This window comes from Rhizobium sp. BK312 (genome assembly GCF_014193605.1).
Taxonomy (GTDB): Bacteria; Pseudomonadota; Alphaproteobacteria; order Rhizobiales; family Rhizobiaceae; genus Rhizobium.
This window is the reverse complement of sequence record NZ_JACHZP010000011.1, coordinates 32694-49297: the sequence shown is the minus strand read 5'-3', so window position 1 is coordinate 49297 and position 16604 is coordinate 32694. Positions and strand designations below refer to the sequence as shown.

Sequence of the window (16604 nt, the reverse complement as noted above, 5' to 3'; positions counted from 1 at the left end):
AGGATCAATCTCAATCCGGCCGCTTTCGGCGGCGACGCTGTAAGCCCTAGATATTGATATGCTTACAGTAAGTTACGTCCCCCGCGCGTACATAAGGTGCTACCCCACATTGGAATTGCTGCAAAGGGGCATGCGACAAATCGTGAATGCGGAAATTCTTAATAGGTCTAACCGGTCGGGGGCATCGACCGGACCACGTCATGATGCAATCCTCCGTTTCATCAGCCTACGTGGCGGGAGGATGACCAAATGGAAGGGTTGGGCTGCCAGCTGTGCGCCCCTGACGGCCACTTTTTTCTCAGGCGCTGCCCGCATTATGGCGGGCGGGTTTCTGCCGCTCGCGCTTGTGACCGGATTGACCATAAACCTGGCCTGGGGCGCGAATCTTTATTGGGACGTTAACAATACCGCCATTGGCATCGGCGGTTCCGGAAACTGGGATACCACCTCCGCGTTCTGGAACACCACCGGCAACGATGTTGCGGGGCCGTTCACGACGTGGAACAACGCCAATCTGGACAACGCCATCTTTAACGGCACCGCCGGCACGGTGACGTTGACTGTGCCGATCACGGTGGGCGGGCTCACCTTCAATGTCAGTGGATACACTATTGCCGGTACAGGCGCCAACACACTCACCCTTGGCGGTGCGACTCCCACCATCACCGTGAACAGCGGCAGTACCGCGATCTCTTCGGTGATCAACAGTACCGTTGGACTCACCAAGGCGGGGAGCGGCACGCTAACCCTTAGCGCCAACAACAGCCTAGGCGGCGGGTTGACAGTCAACGGCGGCGCCCTCGCCTTGACCGGCACCAACACATTCGTAGGCGATATCAACGTCAATGCTGGCGGCTTGACTGCCATCGGTGCTGCTGCCCTTGGCGACCCCGGTAACAGCCTGAATATAGCCGGCGGTACGTCGCTGAGCGTGGGTACGACCGGCGGAACGCTGACCGGACGCACGATCACGCTCACCGGAGCGGGAAATGTCGGCCTCTCGGGGGCCGGAGTTGGCGGCGCCCATTTCACCGGCACGGGCGGTCTTAACGTCAATCCTGGGGTGAACCTGACCGACAATACCAATAACTATACCGGCGCGACCAATTTCTACGGTGCTGGTACCACCACGTTCACCTCGATCGGCAATCTGGGGGAGGCCAGCGCGCTGGGGGCACCCATGACGGTCGCGGCGGGCACGATCGACATACAGAATCCAAGTGGAACCGCCGGCAACCGCATTGCATCCTATATTGGCGATGGCGATGTATCGAACCGCAATTGGACCCTGTATTCCAACGGCTATCGCAGCACCGGCATCAGCAATGACGGCACCGGGACCCTGACACTGACCGGCACCATCACTTCGAACTTTAATCCCTACGGCGGTGCGCCTTCATTCACCGCGGCAACGGCCGATCTGGAGCTGCTTGGGGCTATTAGCGGCAACGGCGCCGTCTTCGGCGCGAATGCGGGGCACGTGCTGAGACTTGGCAACGCCAACACCGTATCGGGCGTCAGCGTCAACGGCGCGGGCAAAGTGGAAGCGGCCACGATAGCGAATGTCGGCGTTGCGAGCTCGCTGGGCGCAGGGAGCGGGACAAGCATAAGCGGCACCCTGAGCTACACCGGAGCGGGCGCCAGCAGCAATCGCAATTGGGCGCTCAGCGGCACGCTTGCCAACGACGGCACCGGCGTGCTGGCATTGAGCGGGAATATGAGTCTTAGCGGTACCGCCACACTGGGTGGCGGCTTCACCGGCGCGGACAATATGTACTCAGGCGTCATCTCCGGTGCTGGTAATTTGCGCAGCGGCGGGAGCGGCACCTGGGTGCTGAGCGGCGCCAACACCTATACCGGCAGCACCATCGTCGCCAGCGGCGTCCTGCGTGCAGGCAGCGCTACGGCTTTCGGCGCCACGAGCGGCTTCACTACCACGGGCGGCACGCTGGACCTCAACGGATTCGATGTCACAACCTCCTCGCTCACTGGCACCGGTGGAACCATCGCGTTGGGTGGTGCGAATCTCAGCTTCAATCTCGGCACCGGTGTCAACAACACCTATGGCGGCAGCATTGTCGGCGCGGGCAACCTCACTAAACTCGGCGCCGGCACGCTGACGCTCACCGGCCAGAGCACCTACACCGGCGCCACGACGATCGGCGGCGGCGGGGTGGTGCTCGACTTCTCACCTGCCGGAGGACCGACCAGCGACATTCTCGGCGCCTCTTCGACCTTGGTTATGAATGGCGGAACATTCACCGTCAAAGGTGCAGCGAGCGAGGCCAACGCCCAGAGCGTCGCCGGCCTGACGATCACGGGCGGCAACAACACCGTGACGGCCAGCTCCGGCGCGAGTGGCGGCAGTCTCACCCTCAACCTCGGCACCATCACCCGCACGGGCGGGCTCGCCAATTTCGTGCTGCCCACCGCTGGTGCCATCACCACGGCCAATGCCGACGGTGTGCTGGGTGGCTGGGCCACGGTCAACAGCTCGGACTACGCAAAAGTCTTGGGGGGTAAGATCGTTGCGTTCACCCCCGCCGATTATATCAACAAGGATGATGCGTCCACGTGGCTCAGCAATGAGATCATCAGCGACGCAGGCGGCGCAGCCAATACGCCTTATTTCGGAACGGTGAGCGGCAACAAGCAGATCGGCGGCCTGCAATATACCGCGGCGGCCAATTCCACGGTGACCGTGGGCGCCGGCAACACGCTCGGCGTCGACGGCACCATCATCGTTGCACCGTCGGTCGGCGGCGCAAACCAGACGATCACGGGCGGTTCGATGACGGGCACGCTCGGCGGCGGTGTTTTGGGCGTTCAGCAGAACGGCCTCGGCACCTTCACCATCGCCTCGACAATCGCCGACAACACCGGCGTCATCGGCTTCACCAAGGCCGGCACCGGCAAGGTGGCGCTCACCGGCGCCAGTACCTATACCGGAGCCACCACGGTGGCGCAGGGCATACTCTCCATCGGTTCGGTCGCCAATGCCGGACAGGTGAGCGCCATCGGCGCCGCATCGGTTGATCCCGCGAACCTCCAGATCCAGGGCGCCGCGCTGGAATATACCGGCGCCACAGCCTCGACCGACCGCGGCTTTGCCATCAGCAAGTCAGGCGCCATCGTCTCGGATACGGTCTCCGTTACCAATGCCGGCACCAACCTGACCGTCTCTGGCCAGGTGGTTAGTACCGACGGCGCGAACTTCTTCAAGGATGGACCGGGCACCCTGACCCTTGCCGGCAGCAATAACAGTTACACTGGCACCACCACAGTCAATGCCGGGACGCTCGCCGTCACCAAGCTTGCCGATGGCGGCGTCAACAGTTCAATCGGCGCCTCCAGTGCTGCCTCTTCCAGCCTCGTCCTGCAGAATGGCGGCAAGCTTGACTATATTGGCACTGACGCCGCCCCCACCAGTAACCGGGGCTTCACGCTTGGTAGCGGCGGTGGTGGCATTAGCGTGAGCAACGCCACCACCACGCTGACGCTGAGCGGCACGGCGACGGGCGGGGGCGGCCTCACAAAGACGGGTGCGGGCACGCTGGTGCGAACGGGCACCAACAACTACAGTGGCGGCACCACTCTCAGCGCAGGCACGCTGCGGGCAGGCCCCGCCACAAACTCCTTCGGCACCGGCTCCATGACTGTGGCGAGCGGCGCGACGCTGGATCTGGCGAATAACAGCACCAACGTCGGTGCCCTTGGCGGCGCGGGCAACGTGACCATGGGCACGGCACGGCTCTCGATCTTCGGCGGCGTCGCGAGCTTCAGCGGCGTGATCAGCGGGACAGATGGCGTGACCCTCGCCTCTGGTACGGAGACGTTCAGCGGTTGTCATAACACCTATAGCGGTCCCACGATCCTGCAAGGCAACGGCACGCTGAACGTGGGCTGTCTGGCCAATGGCGGCCAGCCGAGCGACATCGGCGCGTCGAGCAATGCATCCACCAATCTCGTTTTCAGCCAGGGAGCGCTGAACTATACCGGCGCGACTACGACCACCGACCGCGGCTTCCAGCTGTTGGCCAATACCGGCGCCATCGGCGTGGCGAGCTCTGGGACGACGCTGACAATGACCGGCCAGGCCTTCGGCGCCGGCACCTTCCGCAAGGACGGTCCGGGCACGCTCGTGCTCACGGGCAATAATATCTACACCGGCGGTACGATCGTGAACGGCGGCACACTGCGTGCCGGATCGACCACTGCCTTCGGCACAGGCGTTGGCGGCGGCATGACGGTGAACGCGGGTTCGCTGCTCGATCTCAACAACTTCAGCAATACGATGGCTGGTCTCACCGGCGTAGGCAACGTAAGCTTGGGCTCGGCCACAGTTACGATCAACGGCGGCGGCAACCTCACCTTCAGCGGCGCGATCAGTGGCGCCGGCAGTTTTGTCAAGACCGGCACCAGCGGGCAGGGGCTTTCGGGCTGCAACAACAGCTATACCGGCAACACGACTATCAGTGGTGGCACTTTGGTTGTGAGCTGCCTTGCCAATGGTGGTGTGAACAGCTCGATCGGTGCCTCGAGCGCGGCGGCGAGCAACCTCGTCCTCAACGGCGGCACTCTTCAATATGTCGGCGCGGGAGATCGCACCGATCGTCAATTCACACTCGGCGCCGGTAACAGCGGCATTGATGCCTCGGGCACCGGTGCCATCAATTTCACCAGCACCGCCCCCGCCACGCTTACGGGCAGTGGCAACCGCACCCTAACGCTGTCCGGCACGAACACCGGCAACAACACGCTTTCGGCTGAGCTCGACAATCCGGCGAGCGGTGTCACCGGCCTCACCAAGACCGGCGCCGGCACCTGGGTGCTGAAGAACTCCGTCAGCAGCTATACCGGCGTCACCACCATCAGCGGCGGCGTGCTTGCCGTCGACAAGCTGGCCGACGGCGGTCAGGCAAGCTCGCTCGGCGCATCGTCCTCGACGGCCACGAACCTCGTCATCGGCAGCGGCTCGACGCTGCGCTATACCGGCAGCGGCGATACCACGGACCGCCTGTTCACGCTTTCGACCGGCACCAGCTTCATCGAATCCTCCGGCACAGGCCCGGTTGTCTTCAGCAATACCGGTTCTGCGACTTACACCGGCAGCGGCGCCCGCACGCTGGCGCTCGGCGGCACCAATACCGGCCTCAACACGATGGGCGGCGCTATCATCGACGGTCCCGGCGGCACGACTACGGTTGCCAAGAACGACAGCGGCACCTGGGCGCTGACCGGCAACAACAGCTTCACCGGCAACACCGTCATCAATAACGGCAATCTGATGATCGGCAATGGCGGCACGACCGGCAATGCCGGAGCGGGCAACGTCATCGTTGCAAATCCGACCTCGACGCTATCGCTCAACCGCAGCGATACGTTCACCTTCGCCGGTACCTTGAGCGGGCCGGGCAAGCTTGCGCAGATCGGCACCGGCACCTCGGTGCTGACGTCGAGCGGCAACCAGATCGCCGCCACCGCAATCAGTGCCGGCACGCTGCAGGTCAATGGCGGGCTGACGACGCCGACGATTGCCATGACGGGCACCAGTTCCCTCACCGTCAACGGCGCTGTCGGCGCGGCAGCCGGCACGACGTCCACCATCACCGGCGATGCGGGAGCGAGCACGATCAATATCGGCACCGGCACGCTCACCGCCAATGGCGATCTTGGCGGTGGCAACGATACCGTGAACCTGACCGGCACATTGAATACGGGTGCCGGAACGCTCAGCCTCGGGGCCGGCAACGATACGCTGGTGCTGAATGACGGCGGTGTGATCACCGGCATTGTCGACGCGGGAACCGGTGGTGAGACCAGCGCTGGCGACACGCTGCAGGTTGTCAACAATTTGGCCCGCACATTGGACGGCGTGAACGTCACCGGCTTCGAAAGCCTGAACAAGCAGGGCGCCGGCACGTTGACCCTGACAGGGTCGCACAGCTACAGCGCCGGAACGACAATCTCCGCCGGGACACTGCAGATCGGCAATGGCGCCACGGCCGGCGCGCTGACGACGCCGACCGTTACCAATAACAGCACGCTCGCCTTCAACCTCGACAGCGACTACAGCTTTGCCAGCGTCATCTCCGGCAATGGCGCGGTGACCAAGCTCGGCACCGGCACAATCACGCTCACCGGCACCAACAGCTATAAGGGCGCGACCAACGTCAATGCCGGAACGCTGCTGATCGACGGCAACCAGTCGGCAGCAACGGGTCAGACCACGGTCGCGGCCGGCGCAATACTCGGCGGCAACGGCATCATCGGCGGTAGCGTCACGGTGGCCAATGGCGGCACGCTCAGCCCCGGTGACGCCGGCAGTGCGCCGGGCAGGCTGACCATTAACGGCAATCTCGCGCTTGGCCCCACGTCGAACCTCAATGTCAATTTCGGTCAGGCGAACGTGCCGGGCGGTTCGTTCAACGACCTCATCAATGTTGGTGGCAACCTGACACTCGACGGCACGCTCAACGTCACCCAGACGCCCGGCGGCACCTTCGGACCCGGCGTCTACCGCATCTTCAACTACGCCGGCTCGCTGACCGACAACGGCCTCGCCGTCACCGATCCCAACTACTTCGTGCAGACGGCCGTCGCCAACCAGGTCAACTTGGTCAATTCGACCGGGCTGACCCTGAGCTTCTGGGACGGCGATGCCGGACCGCATTCCAACAGCGCCATCAATGGTGGTAACGGCACTTGGCGTGCGGCCGGCGACCAGAACTGGACCGACAGCGCGGGCCTGTTCGCCGCACCCTTCGCCAATGCCAGCTTCGCGATCTTCCATGGCGCGGCCGGCACGGTGACCGTCGACGGCGTCTCCAACGGCCAGGTGCAGGCCACCGGTATGCAGTTCGCCACCGGCGGCTATGTCGTCCAGGGCGACGCCATCACGCTGGTCGACGACCCCTCGCAGGCAGGCTTGCAGTCGGTCATCCGCATCGGCGACGGCACGGCAGCGGGTGCCGCCTATGTCGCCACCATCAACTCTGCGCTTTCTGGCGGCACCGAGCTCGTCAAGACCGATCTCGGCACGCTCATGCTTTCCGGCACCAACAGCTATACCGGCGGCACGGCGATCAATGGCGGCACGGTTGAGATCGCCAGCGACACCAATCTCGGCGATGCCGCCGGGGGCCTGAGTTTCGATGGCGGCACGCTGCATAACACTGCGGCCATCACGACCGCGCGCGGCGTGACGCTGAACGCCGGCGGCGGCACCTTCGACACCGACGCCGATCTGACGCTGAACGGTACCGTCGGCGGGGCCGGCGCGCTCACCAAGACCGGCAGCGCCACGCTGGCGCTTACTGGCACCAACAACTATGCGGGCGGCACCGTCATCAATGGCGGCACCATCCAGGTCGCCGCCGACACCAACCTCGGCAATGCGGCCGGCGCGCTCACCGTCAACGGCGGCACACTGCACAGCACCGGCTCGTTTACCACGGCACGCGACGTAACGCTGAATGCCGGCGGCGGTACCTTCGACACCGACGGGCTGACGACGCTGACGCTAGCGGGCGCAATCGGCGGGGCCGGGGCTCTTGACAAGGATGGAGCCGGTACGCTCGTGCTCACCGCCGACAACAGCTATGCCGGCGGCACGACGATTGCGGGCGGCACTCTGCAGCTTGGCAATGGCGGTGCAAACGGCGCGATCACCGGCGATGTCGTCGACAACGGCGCGCTCGTCTTCAACCGCGGCGACACCTATGGCTTTGCCGGACTGGTCTCGGGCACCGGCGGCCTCGAGCAGATCGGCACCGGCACCACGATCCTCACTGCCGACAACAGCTATGCAGGCGACACGACCGTCCAGGCAGGTACGCTGATCGTCGACGGCGACCAATCGGCGGCGACCGGGTTCACCACGGTCGAGGCCGGCAGCGTGCTCGGCGGTACCGGCACGATCGGCGGCGACGTCACGGTGCAAGACGGCGCCGCGCTCAATCCGAGCGATCCCGGCACCACACCGGGGACGCTGACGATCAACGGCAGCCTGGCGCTCGACGCCAATGCCGCGCTCAACTTCAATTTTGGGCAGGCGGGCGTCGTCGGCGGCCCCTATAACGACTTGACCGTGGTCCATGGCGATCTGACGCTCGACGGCGCCATCAATGTCGCTGAAACGCCCGGCGGCAACTTTGGGCCGGGTATCTATCGCGTCATCAGCTATGACGGGGCGCTGACCGATCTCGGGCTGTCCGACAGCTCGCCGGACTATTCCGTTCAGACCTCGGTCAATCACCAAGTCAACCTGGTCAACACGCAAGGCGTCACCCTCAACTACTGGGATGGCGATGCCGGGACCAGGGGCGCCTTTGTCAACGGCGGCAACGGCACGTGGCGCGCTAGCGGCGACGACAACTGGACCGGCCAGGACGGCGCCCTCAACGCCGCCTTCACCAACGGCAGTTTCGCCGTTTTCACCGGCGCACCGGGCACCGTCGACGTCGACAACACCAATGGCCGGGTGCAGGCCTCGGGCATGCAGTTTGCGACCGGCGGCTACGCGATCCAGGGGCAGTCCGTCGAGCTGGTCGGCCCGCAGGCGATCATCCGCGTCGGCGACGGCACGACGCCCGGCGCCGGATATGTGGCAACCATCGCCTCGGCGCTTGAAGGCAGCTCGCAACTCGTCAAGACCGACCTCGGCACATTGGTGCTGACCGGCACCAACACCTATACCGGCGGCACCGAGATTAGGCAGGGCACGCTGCAGTTCTCCTCTGACGCCAATCTCGGCGACGCGGCCGGCGGCATCACGCTTGACGGCGGTACGCTGCGCAATGCCGTTGCGATGACGACGGGGCGCGGCGTGACATTGGGCGCCGGCGGCGGCACCTTCGAGACGGTCGACGAGCTGACGCTCAACGGTACGATCGGCGGCGTTGGCGGCTTTGCCAAGACCGGCAGCGCGGGACTGATCCTCAACGGCAATAACAGCTATGCCGGGCCGACCACGGTCGCGGCGGGCAGCCTTTACATCAACGGCGACCAAAGCGCGGCGACCGGACCGTTGTCCGTTCAAAACGGCGCGACACTCGGAGGCACCGGCACGATCGGCGGCAATGTCGCGATTGCCGATGGCGGCGTCCTCAACCCCGGCGCTTCCGATGGAACGCCCGGCACGCTCGCCATTGCCGGCAACCTGACGCTCTCCAGCGGCTCGGTCCTGAACTACAGCCTGGGTCAGGCCAATACCCCCGGCGGCGTGCTCAACGACCTGACCACCATCGGCGGCAATCTCGTCCTGGATGGCACGCTGAACGTATCGGTCCCGCCAAGCGGCACCTTCGGTCCCGGCGTCTACCGGCTCTTCAGCTATGGCGGCGCGCTCACCAACAACGGCCTGTCGTTCGGAACGATCCCGTCATCGAGCTACTTCATCCAGACCGCCGTCGCCAATCAGGTCAACCTCGTCAACACCGACGGCCTGACCCTGAACTACTGGGATGGCACCGGTCCGAAGTTCGACGGCGTTGTCGATGGCGGCGACGGGGTTTGGCAGAACTCGACCGGCAACGACAACTGGGCCGACAGCACCGGCGTGGTCAACGCGCCCTTTAGCGACGATGCCTTCGCCGTCTTTGCCGGCAAGGCCGGCAAAGTGACGGTGGACAACAGCCTCGGCCAGGTAACGGCGTCCGGCCTGCAGTTCATGACCGATGGCTACACGATCGACGGCGGCTCGATCAAGCTCGACGGCCCAGGCGTCATCGTAGTCGGCGACGGTACGGCGGCCGGCCTTAGCATGACGGCGACGATCGGCTCTGAACTCACCGGCTCCGCGCAGCTCACCAAGACCGACCTTGGCACCTTGGTGCTGACCGGCGCCAATAGCTATACCGGCGGCACGGCGATCAATGGCGGTATGCTGCAGGTGTCGAACGACGCCAATCTCGGCGGCGCGGCCGGCGGCATCACACTTGACGGCGGCACGCTACACACCACCGGCAGCTTCGGCAGCGCTCGCGCGGTCGATTTCGCCGGCAACGGCGGCATCATCACCGATCCCGGCACTACGCTGACATTGAATGGTGTTCTGTCCGGGATCGGCATGCTGACCAAGAGCGGCGCCGGCACACTGGCCCTCACCGCCGATAGCTCGGGCTATACCGGCACCACCTCGGTGGAAGCCGGCACGCTTTCCGTCAACGGCAGTCTGTGCGGCGACGTTAACGTGCGCGCCGGCGGCAGGCTGCAGGGCACCGGCATCGTCTGCGACACCAACAACTATGCGGATGGCACGGTGGCGCCCGGCGATTCCATCGGCACGCTGACGGTCGCCGGCAACTACATGGGCGCCGGCGGAACGCTGGAGATCGAAGCCGAGCTCGGCGGCGATGCGTCACGAACCGACCGCCTGGTCGTCACCGGCGACACCTCCGGCACCAGCGCCGTCAAAGTCATCAATGTCGGCGGCACTGGCGCGCCGACCGTTGAGGGCATCAAGATCATCGACGTCGGCGGCGCCTCGAACGGCACCTTTAGCCTGGCCGGCGATTATGTCTTCCAGGGCGAGCAGGCCGTGATTGGGGGCGCCTATGCCTATCGCCTCTACAAGGGCGGCGTCTCGACACCGGCCGACGGCGATTGGTACCTTCGCTCGATCTTGCTCAATCCCGCCGGTCCAGCCGACCCCGATCCGCAGCCGCTTTATGCGCCGGGCGTGCCACTTTACGAGACCTATGCCGGCGTGCTGCAGAGTTTCAACGAACTCGGCACGCTGCAGCAACGCGTCGGCAACCGTTCATGGGGCAATGGCGAGGCAATGCCACCGGGGACGCAGATGCTGGACCAGGCCCCCGCCAACGGTAGGGCGATCTGGGCGCGCATCGAGGCGGCGCACGCCGATTTCTCACCCGCGACCTCGACAACCGGAACCGATTATGCCGTCGATACCTGGAAGTTGCAGCTGGGCCTCGATGGTCTGTTCTATGACAGCCAGGCCGGCTCGCTGATCGGCGGCATCACCGCACATTATGGAACGGCCTCGTCCAGCGTCTCGTCGGTCTTCGGCTCCGGCTCGATCAATGTCACCGGCTACGGCGTCGGCGGCACGCTGACCTGGTATGGTACGAATGGTTTCTACGTCGATACCCAGGCGCAGGCGACCTGGTACGACAGCGATATCAAATCGGCAACCCTCGGCACCACGCTTGCCGACGGTAACAAGGGCTTTGGTTATGCGCTCAGCGTCGAGGGCGGTCAAAAGATCGCCTTGCGAGACAGATGGTCTCTCACCCCGCAGGCTCAGTTGATCTATTCGTCGGTCAACTTCGACGACTTCACTGACCGCTACGGCGCGGCGGTCTCGCTCGCAAACGGCGACAGCCTGGTCGGCCGCCTCGGCCTTTCCGCCGACTACGAGGATGAATGGAAGGATGCCGGCGGGCAGACTAGCCGTACGCATGTTTACGGCATCGGCAATCTCTATTACGACTTCCTCGCCGGGTCGAAGGTCGACGTCTCCGGCGCCAGCCTGGTCAGCAAGAACCAGGACCTCTGGGGCGGCCTCGGCCTTGGCGGCTCGTTGGCCTGGGGCGACGGCAGGTATTCCGTCTACGGCGAGGCTTTTGCCAAAACCAGCCTGAAGGACTTCGGCGACAGCAACAGCATCGGCGGCAAGATCGGCTTCAGCGTCAAGTGGTAATCGGCTCTCGCCCGCCCTCGAATCAAAAGGCTGCTCGCCGGCGGAACGCGGCGAGCAGCCAATGCGACAATGAAAGGTAACCTGCCTGTGACGACGTTTACTTCTCCTGCTCCCTATGCCGCAGCCGTGGCGGCCTTGCTCGCCTTGTCCGCGCCGCTATCGGCTCAGGAAGCAGCCTCGAAATTGCCGAACGGCGCCACCTCGCTGCAGGAGACCTATCAGGACTGGAGCCCGAACTGTCAAGGAGCACAAAAGACGGTCTGCGCGATCTCGCAGCAGCAGATGCAGCAGAACGGGCAGCGCGTGATGGCGGTGGAACTGCGCCGGAGCGGCGACGGCACGCTTGCCGGCAACCTGATCCTCCCCTTCGGCCTAACGCTCGACGCCGGTGCTGTTCTCCAGCTCGATGACGCCACACCGCAAAAGCCACTGCGCTTCTCCACATGCCTGCCGGCTGGATGCCTCGTTCCCCTTACCTTCGATGTCAAAGCAGCCTCCGCCTTTAAGAGCGCCACCACCCTTAAGGTCAAGGTGCAAAGCTCCGACGCCAAGGAAATCACCCTCACCATCTCCCTCAAGGGCCTTCCCGCCGCCATCGACCGCCTCGCGGCCCTTGGCGCCTAGAGAATCCGTGTTGGTCAAGTGGGTTGATGCCCATTGGCGGTCGCCCCTGCGAATCTCACGTTAATGGGGTCTTCCTCACTTTGTGTGGTGGCGATTTTGGTCGCGTGGCAGCATGCGTGCCCTGAGCAGCTCCGGGTCAGCTCTGCCTTACATCGCACGCTTGATTGTCTTCAGGCGGTTGATCTGGCCTTCCGCCTGGCCGTTGCTCCACGGCAGTTCGATGGCGTTGTAGACGGCGTCAAGATCGCGGTGCAGGACGCGTGCGGACCGCTCAATTGCGACCAAACCCGAGTTAACGGCATCGTCAATCCAGCTGTCGAGCTTGCCCGGATCGCGGCTGCGAAAGATTCCGCGGAAGCTCATAGCGAGGCTGCGCATTGAAGCGAACTCAGGCCAGCCCTGTTTCAGAGCATCGACCCTTTTCGCCTGGCTGAGCAAGCTTCGCGGCTTCAGGCAGAGGGCAGCTGCGACTACCGGCGAGATCACATGGACGGTGTCCAGATCGCGTATCGGGGCAGCATCGCGGCCCGGTTGATACGATAGGATCGGAGCCGCCAACTCGCTGTCCTTCACCGACCTCTCGGGGCGGCGCCAACTGGCGAGAAGCCGCTCGAGATTCGAGAAACTGCCCGTGTAGCCGCGCTGTTTGATATCGTGGAACAGATGCCGTCCGCAGCGATTGCCATCTTTCCAGCGCGCGGCGAGAAACGCCTCGAAGTATAAAGGGGATGTTGGCTTCAACGCCGACTTCTGTCGGTTGGGTGGCATCTCGAAAGTCAGCCATTTCGCGATGCTGCGCCGACCGTAGCCGGCGCGACGTGCGATCTCAGAATAGGACAGGCCTTCTTTGTTCAAAGCGTGCACAGTATCGAACACCGCCTCCCGTGATTGTCGATGAGCGTGACGCACCCGGCGCCGGAGCGTTGCGTCAACGTGCGGATCATCCTGAATCAGATCGATTTGCGCGCGCCCGATACTTTTATCCGGCAGCAATGCTCGTCCGGTGGCGCGGCCGGAAAGGCTCATCTGTTCCTCGATTGCGACCCGCAGATTCTGCATGAGATGGAACCGATCAGCGGCTTGACGCGCCTGCGGCACACCCTCGCGAGCAGCTTGTGCGTACAGCCCGCATCGGTCTCGGCTCACGATCTCGACAGAAGGATGCTGCTCCAGCCGTCGCGCGACACTCGGCATGCTCCGGTCCTCAAGGATATCGACAACCGAACAGCGCTCCAGGTCGACGATCATCGTGCCGTAGCGCCACGATCGCCGCCAGCTCCAATCATCCATGCCAACGACCCGGATCGTGGCGAAGATAAAGTTCGCAAAATGGCCTTCATTCATGCAGATTGGCCGCCCGCGTCGTTTCAACAGACAAAGCCGCCACAATTCATGATGGCGACGACGCATGTGGACGCAGTCGATACATATGCCGTCAATGGCGATATTGTGAATTGACGGCGCGGTGGCCGACAGCATCCCTACGCTGGGAGACGCATCGATGGTGGCATTTGATGATGGCGGACAGGCATTTGCGCGACTAACGGCAGCGCAACGCCTCGCGCGGGTCGATTTTATGAGGGCCGCTATTGCCGAACTCACCCAGCAAGTGAGCCAAATGTCGTTTGGCATTTAACTGTAAGAATGCGCCCGTTCCGGCAGCTCATAGCACTTAATTTGAGATTCGCCGGTTCAATTTTCGGCGCTTGACGCTCTCCGATTCGGAAATAACGTTCTGTAATATTTCGCATTTTCCGATGAAGCTTGGCCATCGGTGGTCATCTTTTTCTACACGGTGAATCTCACATTAAGTGCCTAATCGAACCGGCGAATCTCAAATTAAGTGCCCGATCTCAATTTAAGTGCCGCGCTATCTCGTTGAAATTATTGGATGCAGAGTCTTGCGATTAAATGCAAAACGACATGAGATAGTCGGCAGGGATCCGCTGATGGCGCCCGTGTCTTCTCATTGATTGTGTTGATGACGCGTTTTTGCGTTGCTTGGCAGGCATGCCATCGAAAGCTTTAAATCGGACCGCTTTGTAAAAACCGGTTTCGGCCACACCTAAAGGCAAGCCATGGGGTTCGAATGGGCTGTGACAGGGGGAGCCTTCCAAGCTGACGGACTATCGGCCTCACGCTCTGTTTCCTCATGCGATGGCGTTGCCTTAACGGGTAGCAAAACTTGTGTCTTAAGCGAGCGCCAAGATTGATGGAGAAGACCATGGGTGCCGACGTCACTATGATGGGCGCCGGGCATGCTTCCATATCATAGACTATGCCAGATCACGGATGCCTAAGTGGTATATTCTATGTTCAAGTGCAACATGCCAATGATTTCAATGGCTTCACTTTGGAGATTTTCGCATGTCCCGCTGCTATTCGCAATTGACCCTCGCCGACCGCCGTCGCCTTCATTACCTCGTCGAGCGAAAGAGCCGCTACACCGTGACGATCAAGAACCCAAGCCGGCATTCGCGGCCGATCATGGACAAGATCATCGAAGCCTTCTCGCCTTTGCCAGCCTTTGCACGCCAGAGCTTCACCTTTGACCGCGGCACCGAGTTTGCCGGCTTCAGGGCTTTGGAAGATGGCATCGGCGCATGCAGTTGTTTCTGCGATCCCAGCGCGCCGTGGCAAAAAGGTGCGGTCGAAAACGGCAACAAGCGCATTCGCCGCTTCATGCCAGGCGACACAAATCTGGCCGAAGTGCCGCAATCGGGGCTGGTTCAACTCGCTCGCCATCTGAACGACCCCCCGTAAATGCCTTGGATACAAGACGCCGGCCGAGGTGTTCATGGCGCATTTGCAGGATCAGGCGTGATTCCCTACCCTGCAAAATAGGCGTGATGCACTTGGGAGCTTCTCCAGTCATTGATAATGTGGGATGCGACACGGAAACATCGGTTCTAATCCCTTCACATCATACGGATCCGATTTTATTGAGTTTGGGTCGTGATCTTTAGAATGTCGCTTTGCAGCCGAGACGAGATGACTGCTCTGCGCCTGCGTTGCTGTCGTCGAACGAGTGGTTCACAGTCTTAGAATCTACCGCCGCGCAGCCGTCGATGCATGCCGAGACTGCTGGCTGGGAAATATCAACTACGAGCGTCGTTGCGAATCTGATTTGCCGCACGGTAACGGATTGCGAACCTGTGTGGGGCGTGCGCCTTGGGGAACGTCAAGGTCCACATTATGATAGCAAATCGCACCAGTGCGAGCGGAGCACTGGCGCGATCGACAGGAACTGGTGCGTCGCTCAGAGGCCCAGGTCACTCAGCGACGGATGGTCATCCGGACGGCGGCCGAGCGGCCAATGGTACAGCCGATCGCTTTCAGCAATCGGCATTTCGTTGATGGATGCGTGACGGTGCGCCATCAGGCCGTCCTCTGCGAATTCCCAGTTCTCATTACCATACGCGCGGAACCACTGCCCGTTGTCGTCGTGATATTCGTAAGCGTACCGTACAGCGATGCGGTTGTCTGTAAAGGCCCACAGCTCCTTGATGAGCCGGTATTCGTGTTCCTTGTTCCACTTGCGCGTCAGGAAAGCCTGGGCTTCTTCCCGATTGGTGGCGAATTCGACCCGGTTACGCCAGCGCGTATCGAGCGTGTAGGCCAGAGCGACCTTCGCCGCATCGCGCGTGTTCCAGCCATCTTCGGCCAGGCGAACCTTTTCGATGGCAGTTTCTCGGGTGAACGGGGGGAGTGGGGGACGTGTCATGGTGTTTCCTTTCGTAATTTGAGCGGTTGCGGCAAGCGCGGAGCCCGCAAGGGCCACAGCGGGGATCGCGGTAATGAAAGTGCGGCGTTGCATACGAATAGCGCGGTCAAAACGGCTTGGTCGGGAGGTACTTGCCATCCAGCGTGATCACGGCGCGCGAACCGCCTTCCGGATCTTCAACCTTGTCGATGTTCAGCTTGAAGTTGATGGCGCTGATGATGCCATCGCCGAATTTTTCGTGGACCAGAGCCTTCAGCGTGGTCCCATAGACCTGCACGATTTCGTAGAAGCGGTAGATGGTCGGATCGGTCGGCAGACCGTTCCCGATGCTGCCGCGGACCGGAACTGTCTGCAGCAGGGCGACGGCGTCGTCGTCAAGGCCGAGTTTCTTACCCACGGCTTTGGCGGCGTCCGCCGGAAGCGGATGCTGGCCGAGCAGGGCGGCGGTGACGAAGGCCTCCGACAGACCGGTGCCCTCAGTGATCTGGGCGTAGGTCAGGTCTTTCTTGAGCTTTGATGCGAGGATGACTTCCGTCAGGTCCTGGCGAGTGGTCTGTGTGGCTTGGGACTGTAGCATTGGTATTCTCTCCT

At 62.7% G+C, this 16604-nt stretch carries 5 protein-coding genes and 2 pseudogenes; 4 read left to right on the top strand and 3 right to left on the bottom strand.

Going from position 1 to position 16604, the window contains the following annotated elements; all coding sequences use genetic code 11:
- Positions 1-241 precede the first annotated feature (241 nt).
- Positions 242-11665 carry an autotransporter-associated beta strand repeat-containing protein gene (locus tag FHT85_RS26050; protein WP_183774414.1) on the top strand — a complete coding sequence of 3808 codons (11424 nt, stop codon included), beginning with the start codon at positions 242-244 and terminating at the stop codon, positions 11663-11665.
- A gap of 87 nt (positions 11666-11752) precedes the next feature.
- Complete coding sequence (locus FHT85_RS26045; protein ID WP_312861362.1) at positions 11753-12289, top strand: invasion associated locus B family protein; 537 nt, start codon at positions 11753-11755, stop codon at positions 12287-12289.
- A 147-nt stretch (positions 12290-12436) separates the two neighbouring features.
- Here FHT85_RS26045 and FHT85_RS26040 read toward each other — a convergent pair.
- Positions 12437-13594 (bottom strand): annotated as a pseudogene (locus tag FHT85_RS26040) (ISL3 family transposase); the annotation flags it as partial.
- A 196-nt stretch (positions 13595-13790) separates the two neighbouring features.
- Here FHT85_RS26040 and FHT85_RS30875 point away from each other — a divergent pair.
- Positions 13791-13925, top strand: a complete 135-nt coding sequence (locus tag FHT85_RS30875; RefSeq protein WP_281412981.1) for a hypothetical protein — start codon at positions 13791-13793, stop codon at positions 13923-13925.
- A 785-nt stretch (positions 13926-14710) separates the two neighbouring features.
- Positions 14711-15113: pseudogene (locus FHT85_RS26035) on the top strand (IS30 family transposase); the annotation flags it as partial.
- A gap of 435 nt (positions 15114-15548) precedes the next feature.
- Here FHT85_RS26035 and FHT85_RS26030 read toward each other — a convergent pair.
- Together FHT85_RS26030 and cynS are read right to left on the bottom strand one after the other, a co-directional pair.
- On the bottom strand, positions 15549-16013 hold the full coding sequence (locus tag FHT85_RS26030) for a DUF1348 family protein (RefSeq protein WP_112413016.1): 465 nt from the start codon (positions 16011-16013) through the stop codon (positions 15549-15551).
- 106 nt (positions 16014-16119) lie between these two features.
- The gene (gene cynS / locus FHT85_RS26025; RefSeq protein WP_112413014.1) at positions 16120-16590 is read right to left on the bottom strand and encodes a cyanase; all 471 of its coding nucleotides are present in this window, start codon (positions 16588-16590) and stop codon (positions 16120-16122) included.
- Positions 16591-16604 lie beyond the last annotated feature (14 nt).